Source organism: Pseudonocardia xinjiangensis, assembly GCF_012911925.1.
Classification (GTDB): Bacteria; Actinomycetota; Actinomycetes; order Mycobacteriales; family Pseudonocardiaceae; genus Pseudonocardia; species Pseudonocardia xinjiangensis.
Genome location: NZ_JAAXKY010000098.1, coordinates 20,565 through 29,247, shown reverse-complemented (window position 1 = coordinate 29,247; position 8,683 = coordinate 20,565). Strand labels below are relative to the sequence as shown.

Below are 8,683 nucleotides of genomic sequence, written 5' to 3'. Positions count from 1 at the left end.
CAAAATCTGGCTCTAGCAAACCTGCGACGGGGTCGCAGGAAAAAACAAACTGGCATAAAACCAATTCATGATAAAGCTCGACACACTGTTGAGTTCTCAAAAGACACCCGCACACCATCCACCACCACAAAGGGCCATGATCTGGGGCGTGTTCCCACAGTACACCCACCCAACCTAGCTAGATCAGGTGGCCCCCGTGAGAGGCGGTCAGCGAGCCCTGTTGACCGGGGCCTCTAGGGCCTTCGTTCTGTCCGGCGTCTCGCTGACTTGTAAGAGATTACACGGGCTGTCGAGGGGGTTTCACCCGGGGGGGTGTTTCGCGTTTCCCCTGGTAGTCGCCCTGAACGGCTAGATCCCCCGTTCGATGGGCAACGCGCCCCGCGCGACCGCCGCGACGAGCGCGGCATGGTCGGCCTCGGTCTGGTCGGCGTACGCCTGGGCGAACCGGCACATCGCGTCGTCCAGGTTGTGCCCGCGCCCGACGTACCCCGCGATCATCGACGCCCCGCTGGTGCGCGCATGGCCCTTGGCGAGCAGGTGCCCGATGACGCCGGCGTAGTCGGCGAGGGCGGAGGGGTCGATCGCGTCGATCGCGACGGTGCCCTTCATGTTGCGGAACTGCCGGACGTAGTACTGGTGCACGTCGTCGTGCTGTCCCGGTGCGGTGGTCCAGCCCAGCAGCGGGTCGCTGACGGTCTGCAGCGCCTGCTGGTACTCCACGACCCGCTGCCCCTGGTGGGCGTGCCATGCCGACTCGCCGTGCACGTAGCGCGCCAGTACCGACCGGCGAGCCTGCTTGAGCTGCAGGAACACCACGTCTTCCGGCGAGGAGCCCTCGAGGAGGGCGACGTACGCACGCAGGCCGACGCTTCCCACGCCCACCACCTTGTTGGCGATGTCGACCAGCGTGTAGCCGCCCAGCACGCGCCGCCAGTGTGGGGCGAGGGTCTGCAGGTAGTCGTCGATCGCGGCGGCCAGCACCTCGGCCTCCCCCTCGGGCACCCGCGTGATGAGGGGTGGCTCCTCGACGATCCGGCGCCGGCCCGCGATCTCCTGGGTGAAGCGCGGCAAGGCCCGGTCGCTCGTGCGCTGCCGGGCCCGCTTGGCAGCCCGCTCCACCTCGGACCGCAACGGCCCCGAGCTCTCCTGCACGAGCCGGTCGACGTCGAGGCGCTCGTAGGAGCGCGACATCAGCGGCTGGTCGGCGAGGTAGCGCAGCTCGTCGCGGTAGGCCGTCACGCACGACCGCACGGCGTTCTCGCAGTCGTCCTCACGGGCGCCGTTCTGCCGGCCTGCCACCCAGATGCTCGCGACGAGGCGACGCAGGTCCCACTCCCAGCTCCCCGGGTGGGCCTCGTCGAAGTCGTTGAGGTCCATCACGAGGTCACGCTCCGGCGAGGCGTAGAAGCCGAAGTTGCCCAGGTGGGCGTCGCCGCAGACGACCGGGGTGATGCCGGTGGCCGGCAGGTGTGCGACGTCCTCGGCCATGACGACCGCCGTGCCGCGCAGGAAGCCGTAGGGCGAGGCCGCCATGCGACCGACCCGGATCGGCACGAGCCGGCCCACCCGGCCCTCGTGGCTGTCCATGATCTGTTGCACCGGGTCCGGCCGGTCGCTCGGCGCCTTCCACTCCCCCAGCGAGGAACGCGGGACGCGTTTGCGGAGCGCCTTGCCGAGCGCGTACCGCTCCGCGCGGGCCACGGGCCGCTGCCGCAACGAGGCGTACGGGGTGCCGTCGGCGTCGGCGAGAACGGTGTGCGGTCGGACCGGTCCGAGGTCAGCAGGGCCGGTCACAAGGCGAATGCTACGCCCGACCGGCCGCGTCAGCCGAGCATGACGGTCGTGGCGACGGCCATCAGTGCGGTCCCGGTGACCGCGTTCAGGGCCCGGCGGGCGCCTGCCCGGCGCAGCCTGCCACGGCTCCGCCCGGCCACGCCGATCACGAGCGCGTACCAGAGCACCACGATGACGACGATGGTTGCCGCCAGCAGCAGGATCTGCCCGACGACGCCGCGCCCCGGCGTCACGAACTGCGGGAGGAGGCCGAGGAAGAGCAGCAACGCCTTGGGGTTCAGCAGGTTCCCGGCCAGCCCGTCGACGTACGGACGCCCGGACCGCTGCGGCGCGGCGTGGGCCTCGCGGGCCGCCGGGAGCGCGGACCGCAGGGCCTGGAAGCCGAGCAGGAGCAGGTAGGCCGCGCCGGCCACCCGGATACCGGTGAGGACGCCCGGGTGCGCCGCGACCAGCGCCGACAGGCCGACGGCCGCCGCGGTGGTGTGCACGGCCAGACCGGTGACGATCCCGGCGGCGGCACCGACACCGTGGCGCCGGTCCTCGAGGGCGTGGCGCACCACCACGGCGAAGTCCGGCCCCGGGGTGCACACCAGCACGAGCATGACCCCGACGAACGCCAGCCACCGCTCGAACGTCATCGGACGGCCTCGGTGACCGGGTCGCCCAGTGCGCGCAGGCCACGGGTGAGCCCGCGGACGAGCCTGTCCGGGCCGAGCAGGGCCAGTCCGTGGATGTGCACCTCGGCCGCCGGGGTGGCGGCCATCGCGGCGGCGAGCTCGGCGTAGGTGGCAGCCGCCCTGGCGAGGTCGGGGAAGGCCAGCGCCGTCACGCCGGCGGCGTGCGCGGCCGCCCGCAGCTCGACGAGCTCGGCCGCCGGAGCCGCCAGCACGGGCACGACGATCTCCGCGATGGCCGGCCAGCGGGATCCCGTGGCGTCGACGAGGCCAGGGCCGAGCTCGACGTCGCCTCGGGCGCCGACCGAGGCGCCCAGCACGGCCGAGGCGTTCGCGATCAGCCACCGCGGGGCAGCGGGGTCGAGGACGAGCACACAGCGTGGGGTCATGCCCGAGAATCTCGTGGCTTGTCCGCACTTCGGCAAGCTCGACCGGATATCGTCCGGGCCATGCCCCAAGAACTGTCGCTCGATCCGGTCGACTGGCGGATCCTGCACCATCTGCAGGACGACGCGTCGATCACCAACAAGGAGCTCGCCGAGCGCGTCCGCCTGCCGACGTCGTCATGCCACGAGCGTGTCCGGCGGCTGCGCGCGCTCGGTGTCGTCACGGCCGTCCGCGCGGTCGTCGACCCGGCAGCGGTCGGCCGGGGTCTGCAGGCGTTCATCGCCGTGCAGCTGCGGCCCCACCGGCGCGAGCTCGTGGAGGCGTTCACGACGGCCGTCCTCGCGCTCCCCGAGACGCTGGCGCTCTACAACGTCTCGGGGCCGGAGGACTTCTTCGTGCACGTCGCCGTGGCCGACAGCGGCCACTTGCAGCGGCTCATCGTCGACCACCTCGCGACCCGGCCGGAGGTCGGGCACGCCCAGACGCACCTGATCTTCGACCGGCCACTGGTGGCGCCCGTCCGCCCGACCGTGGCCGAGCAGAGCGGGCGCGGCTAGCTCCGGCCGCTGAGCTTGTCCCGCGCGCGGTCGACCAGGCCGACGCCCGGCCCCACGAGCTTGTGGAACAGCTGGGTGTTCGGGGCTCCGGGGTGCGGACGGGTGGGGGCCGCCTTCTTGGCCTTCTCGACCTTCTCCCGGAGCTCCACCCGCTTCTCGAGCGGCAGCCGCACCCTGAGCTTCGGGAACTGCTCGGTCTCCTCGTCCTCCACGTGGTGCCGGAGCCGGCTGCGCAGCTCACCGACGAGCTGCTCGAAACGCGGATCCTCCGCGTCGACCCCCTCGAGCTCCTTCATCGTCTGCTCGAGCTCCTTGTGCTCCTCCGTGTCGTGCTCCACCACCTCCTCCCCGTCGGGCAGGTTCTCGCGCATCGCGGGATAGACGTACATCTCCTCGGCCACCGCGTGCCGGACGAGCTCGGTGATGGCGGTGTCGGCGAGGTCGCGCTTCTCCGCCGGGTCGGTGGTGGTGCCGATACGGTCGAGCAGCGAAGCCACCTCACGGTGGTCGGACATCAACTCGTCGACCACATCGAGCTCGGCGCCGGTTCCGGTCATGTCAGCCTCCCAGGTTCAGGACGCGCGCGGGTTACCCCGCGATCCCGGCGCTACGCACGCCGGTTCAGGAAAGCCACTTTCCTGCCCTGGGCGGGCCTGAACGTGGCTTTCCTGAACCTCCGGGCACCTCAGAGCCGGACCATCCGGCCGGGGGGCGGGTCGGGGAGCTTGTCCGGGTGCAGCGCCCACGCCAGGGCCTCGACACCGTCCACGAGCCGCGGGCCGGCCCGCACGACGTAGGACGTGGAGTCGATCGCCACGACCGGTCGTCCCGGGAAGCGGTCGCGCACGGCTGCGGCCTGCTCCACCGCCGCGTCGAGACCGAACCCGCACGGCGCGACGACCACCACGTCGGCGGGCAGGGCGCTCACCTCGTCCCAGCTCGCCTCGACCGACCGGCCTCCCGCGGTCCCGCCCACCGGCTCCCCGCCCGCCAGCTGCACCAGCTCCGGCACCCAGTGGCCCGGCAGGAAGGGCGGGTCGACCCACTCGAGCACGAGCACGCGCGGCCGCGGGCGGCCGGCCACGGCCCGGGTCACCGCGGCGAGGCGCTCGCGCAACGAGCCGACCAGCGCCGCGGCGCGGTCCGCGGCCCCGATGTGCCGGCCGACCTCGGTGATCGCGTCGAGCACGTCGTCGACGCTGTGCGGGTCGATCGAGAGCACCTCGGCGTCGCCGATCACCGCCATCGCCTCGGCCAGGGCGCCGGCGGGCAGGGCACACACCTGGCACAGGTCCTGGGTGAGGACGAGGGTCGGGGCCAGCGCCGCGAGCCTGCCGCGGTCGAGCTCGTAGAGCGGCAGCCCGCGGGCGCTCCGGTCGCGGACCACCGCGTCGATCATGGCGGGCGGGAGGCCCGGCGGCAGGACCGTGTCCACCACGACGGCGACCCGGTCGCGGATGCCGGCCGGCTCGTCACACTCGAACGTCACGGCCACCAGATCGTCGACGCGGCCGAGCGCCGCCACCATCTCGGTGGCCGCCGGCAGCAGCGACGCGATGCGCATCGGCCCACCGTAAGCCGGTGCGCCGGCGCGAGCAGGGGTCAGACCACTCCGTCGGGCACGGGGACGTGGGCCCGGCGCATCGCGAGGAACACGAGGGCAGCGGCCAGCGCCGTCGCGACGATCGTCACGGCCATCACCGCCGCCGTGACCCCGCCCAGCGACGCCAGCGGCGGCACGACCGCGGCGAAGGTGAACTGCAGCAGGCCGAGCAGCGCCGACGCGGTGCCCGCGCGGCCCCCTTGTCCGGCCAGAGCGAGCGCGGTCGCGTTCGGCAGGAGCAGCCCGGTGCACGACACCAGCGCCAGGAGCGGCACCAGCAACGCCCACACCGACCGCGACGCGAGCGCTCCCACGAGCAGGGCGACAGCGGCGACGAGGGCGATCACCACCCCCGCGCCCACCAGCCTGCGGGGCCCTACCCGGCCGACCAGCGCGGCGCTCACCCGTCCGGCGAGCACGATCCCCAGGCCGTTCACGGCGAACACCACGGCGTAGGTCTGCGGCGACAACGCGCCGTCGAGCGCACCGGCGTCCTGCAGGACGAAGCTGCCCATCGCGATGTAGGTGAACATCGCGCACATCCCCAGCCCCAGCACGAGCGACGGGAGCAGGAACGTCCGGTCCCGGCTCACGTCGCGCAGCACCACCGCCGTGGCGCGCAGGCCACCCGCGCGCCGGTCCGCGGGCGGCAGCGTCTCGCGTTGCGTCAGGGCCGCGACGAGCAGCACCACCCCGATCAGCGCGAGAGCACCGAACACCCCGCGCCAGTCGGTGAACCGCAGCAGCTGCCCGCCCAGCACGGGACCGACGATGGGCGCGGTTCCGTTCACGAGCATGAGCAACGCGAACACCCGCGCGGCCGCGTCGCCGTCGTAGAGGTCGCGGACCATGGCCCGGGCGACCACCAGCCCGGCCCCACCCGCGAGGCCGGTGAGCAGCCTCAGTACCAGCAGTGTCTCGATCGACGGGGCGAGCGCGCACAGCCCCGTGGCCACCACGAACACTGCGACGCCCACGAGCAGCGGACGGCGCCTGCCCACCCGGTCGGTCAGCGGCCCGACCAGCAGCTGCCCCAGAGCCAGCCCGATCATGCACAGCGACAGCGACAGCTGCGCCGACGCGTCCGGCACGCCCAGTTCGTCCGCGAGCTGCGGCAGCGCCGGCAGGTACAGGTCGAGGGCGAGCGGGCCGAACGACGACAGGCCGCCCAGGGCGAGCACCCGTCCGATCGGTACCCGGATGCGGGGAACGGTGGTCATCAGTACTTCCTACGGCCTCGTCCCTCTCGTGGCGCCGATCGGTGGTCCGGCTCACGCCGGGTGATCTCGCCCGGCGACGAGGGCCATCGGAACCGGCCTCAGCCGGTGGCCACGCGGACGCCTCCCGATGCGGATGCCCCGTCGAGCACCAGCTGCGCGATCCGCTCCCGGTGCTCCGCCGCGCTGCCCAGCAGGGCCGCGTCGGTGACGGCGCGCTTGAGGTACAGGTGCGCTGCGTGCTCCCACGTGAAGCCGATGCCCCCGTGCAGCTGCACGCTCTCCTGCGCCACCTGCTGGTAGGCCTGCGAGCACGTGGCCTGCGCGACGGCGACGGCGAGATCCGGGTCGTCGGTTCCGTCCTGCAGCGCCCACGCCGCGTGGAAGGCCGTTGACCTGGCGTGCTCGACGAGCACCAGCATGTCGGCACACCGGTGCTTCACGGCCTGGAACGAGCCGATCGGGCGGCCGAACTGCAGCCGGGTGCCCGCGTAGGCGACCGTGCGGTCGAGCATCCGCTGCGCACCTCCCACCTGCTCGGCGGCCAGCAGCGCGCCTCCGACGCGGAGTGCGGCGGTGATCGCCTGCTCGGCGCCGGCTCCCACGGCGAGCGCACGGGCGGGTGTGGCCGAGAACCGCACGGTGGCCTGCCGGCGCGTCCGGTCCAGGGTGGACAGCGGGATGCGCTCGCCGCCGTCGGTGAGGAAGAGCCCGATCTCCTCGCCCGTCCGGGCCGCGACGAGCAGCACGTCGGCCGTGCCGTCTACGACGTGGCGCACCTCGCCGGTGAGCGCACCGCCGGTCTCGGTGACGGTGACCAGTGCAGGGTCGAACCGGCCGCCGCGGTCGGGCACGGCGAACGCCGCCGTCCGCGCGCCCTCGACGAGCGACGCCAGCAGGTCCTCGTCGAGCCCCGCCCCGGCCAGTGCCACGAGCGCGGGCACCGCGAGCCCGACGGTGCCGAGCACCGGGCCGGGCACGAGCGCCGCCCCGAACTCCTCGGCCACCACGGCCTGGTCCACGAGGCCACCACCCGCACCGCCCAGCTCCTCGGGCACCGCGAGCCCGAGCACCCCGAGCTCGCCGCCGAGCCGCGCCCAGAGCGCCGGGTCGTGGCCGGTGCCGGACTCCGCCAGCCGCCGCACCGTGTCCTCGCCGAGGCGCTCGGCGCAGAACCGGCGGACGGCCCGCCGGAGGTCCTGCTGCTCCGGGGTGAGGACGAACTCGGTTACCGCGTCAGCCACGCGGCACCTCCTTCCACGGCTTGCCGGCATCGGCTCGCAGGTCGCCGGGCAGGCCGAGGATCCGCTCGCCCAGGATGTTGCGCAGCACCTCGGAGGTGCCGCCTTCGATGGTGTTCGCCCGCGAGCGCAGGAAGCGCTGCTGCACCGGGCCCCGGTAGTCCTCGTTCCTCTCGGCGTCACGCTGCGTGTAGTCGCCGTACAGCGTGGCCTCCGGGCCGATCAGCTCCATGCAGAACTCGTAGACGTGCTGGTTCAGCTCGGCCGACACGAGCTTGGCGATCGAGCCCTCCGGGCCGGGCGACCCGGACGTCGCGGACCGCCGGGCGCGCTCGTCGGTGAGCCGCTGGGCCTCGGCACGGGTCCACAGCGCCGCCAGCTTGTCGCGCAGCACCGGGGTGTGCCGCTGCGGGTAGCGCGCCCACAGCTCGACGGCGTCGGCGATGGCGCCGGCACCGCGGACGGAGGACGACCCGCCGATGGCCGAGCGCTCGTTCATGAGCGTGGTCATCGCGACCCGCCAGCCGTTGCCGACGGCGCCGAGCCGGTGGGTGTCGGGGATGCGGGCGTCGGTCAGGTAGACCTCGTTGAACTCCGCCTGCCCGGTCATCTGCCGCAGCGGGCGCGTCTCGACGCCGGGAGCGTGCATGTCGAGCACGAAGTAGGTGAGGCCCTTGTGCTTGGGCTGGTCCGGGTCGGTGCGGGCGAGCAGCAGCGCGTAGCGGGCCCGGTGGGCGAAGCTCGTCCACACCTTCTGCCCGTTGACCACCCACTCGTCGCCGTCGAGCACCGCTGAGGTGGCGAGCCCGGCCAGGTCGGAGCCCGCGCCCGGCTCGCTGAACAGCTGGCACCAGATGTGCTCGCCCGTCGCCAGCGGGGGCAGCAGTTCCTGCGCCAGCTCGCGGGACCCGTGTTCGAGCACCGTGGCCGCGGCCATGCCGTGGCCGATCGGATTGAGGAAGAACGGGTTGGGGCCCCCGGCACCCTGCAGGATCGCGTTCGCCCGTGCCTGCAGGCCCCGCGAGACGCCGAGCCCGCCCAACCCTTCGGGGAAGTGCACCCAGGTGAGCCCGGCTGCGAACCAGGCGGCGAGGAACTCGCGGACGGGCACGCTGCGCGGGTCGTGCTCCTCCACCACCTCGTGGGCGGCCTTCTCGACGCGCGCCCTGTCGTCCATGACACCTCCGTGCGGAGCAGCGAGACGGTCAAC

General features: G+C 73.2%; 9 protein-coding genes. 1 reads left to right on the top strand and 8 read right to left on the bottom strand.

Annotated features, from left to right (window positions below):
• Nucleotides 1-348: 348 nt before the first annotated feature.
• Genes HF577_RS25140 through HF577_RS25130 form a run of 3 tightly spaced genes read right to left on the bottom strand, consistent with a single transcriptional unit; the run spans nt 349 to nt 2,857 of the window.
• The gene (locus tag HF577_RS25140) at nt 349-1,794 is read right to left on the bottom strand and encodes a DUF2252 domain-containing protein (RefSeq protein ID WP_312859368.1); all 1,446 of its coding nucleotides are present in this window, start codon (nt 1,792-1,794) and stop codon (nt 349-351) included.
• A gap of 29 nt (nt 1,795-1,823) precedes the next feature.
• Nucleotides 1,824-2,432 (bottom strand): LysE family translocator, encoded by a 609-nt coding sequence (locus HF577_RS25135; RefSeq protein ID WP_169398416.1) that lies wholly within the window; start codon nt 2,430-2,432, stop codon nt 1,824-1,826.
• Nucleotides 2,429-2,857, bottom strand: coding sequence for a DUF2000 family protein (locus tag HF577_RS25130; RefSeq protein WP_169398415.1), 429 nt, complete (start codon nt 2,855-2,857; stop codon nt 2,429-2,431). Before HF577_RS25130 ends, HF577_RS25135 begins: the two co-directional genes overlap by 4 nt.
• A gap of 60 nt (nt 2,858-2,917) precedes the next feature.
• Between HF577_RS25130 and HF577_RS25125 the strand changes: the two genes are divergently transcribed.
• Complete coding sequence (locus tag HF577_RS25125; protein WP_169398414.1) at nt 2,918-3,412, top strand: Lrp/AsnC family transcriptional regulator; 495 nt, start codon at nt 2,918-2,920, stop codon at nt 3,410-3,412.
• Here the strand turns inward: HF577_RS25125 and HF577_RS25120 are convergent.
• The 5 genes from HF577_RS25120 to HF577_RS25100 all read right to left on the bottom strand — a co-directional run bounded on the left by HF577_RS25120 (nt 3,409) and on the right by HF577_RS25100 (nt 8,650).
• Entirely contained in the window at nt 3,409-3,969 is a 561-nt protein-coding gene (locus HF577_RS25120; protein WP_169398413.1) for a hemerythrin domain-containing protein, read from the bottom strand. The genes HF577_RS25125 and HF577_RS25120 overlap by 4 nt on opposite strands.
• Before the next feature lie 128 nt (nt 3,970-4,097).
• A complete protein-coding gene (locus tag HF577_RS25115; RefSeq protein ID WP_169398412.1) occupies nt 4,098-4,976 on the bottom strand; it encodes an ABC transporter substrate-binding protein in 879 nt (292 codons plus the stop codon).
• Between the two features lie 38 nt (nt 4,977-5,014).
• Entirely contained in the window at nt 5,015-6,235 is a 1,221-nt protein-coding gene (locus HF577_RS25110; RefSeq protein ID WP_169398411.1) for a multidrug effflux MFS transporter, read from the bottom strand.
• 98 nt (nt 6,236-6,333) lie between these two features.
• Complete coding sequence (locus HF577_RS25105; RefSeq protein ID WP_169398410.1) at nt 6,334-7,476, bottom strand: acyl-CoA dehydrogenase family protein; 1,143 nt, start codon at nt 7,474-7,476, stop codon at nt 6,334-6,336.
• Nucleotides 7,469-8,650 carry an acyl-CoA dehydrogenase family protein gene (locus HF577_RS25100; RefSeq protein WP_169398409.1) on the bottom strand — a complete coding sequence of 394 codons (1,182 nt, stop codon included), beginning with the start codon at nt 8,648-8,650 and terminating at the stop codon, nt 7,469-7,471. The genes HF577_RS25105 and HF577_RS25100 overlap by 8 nt, the downstream gene beginning before the upstream one ends.
• Between the last annotated feature and the right edge of the window lie 33 nt (nt 8,651-8,683).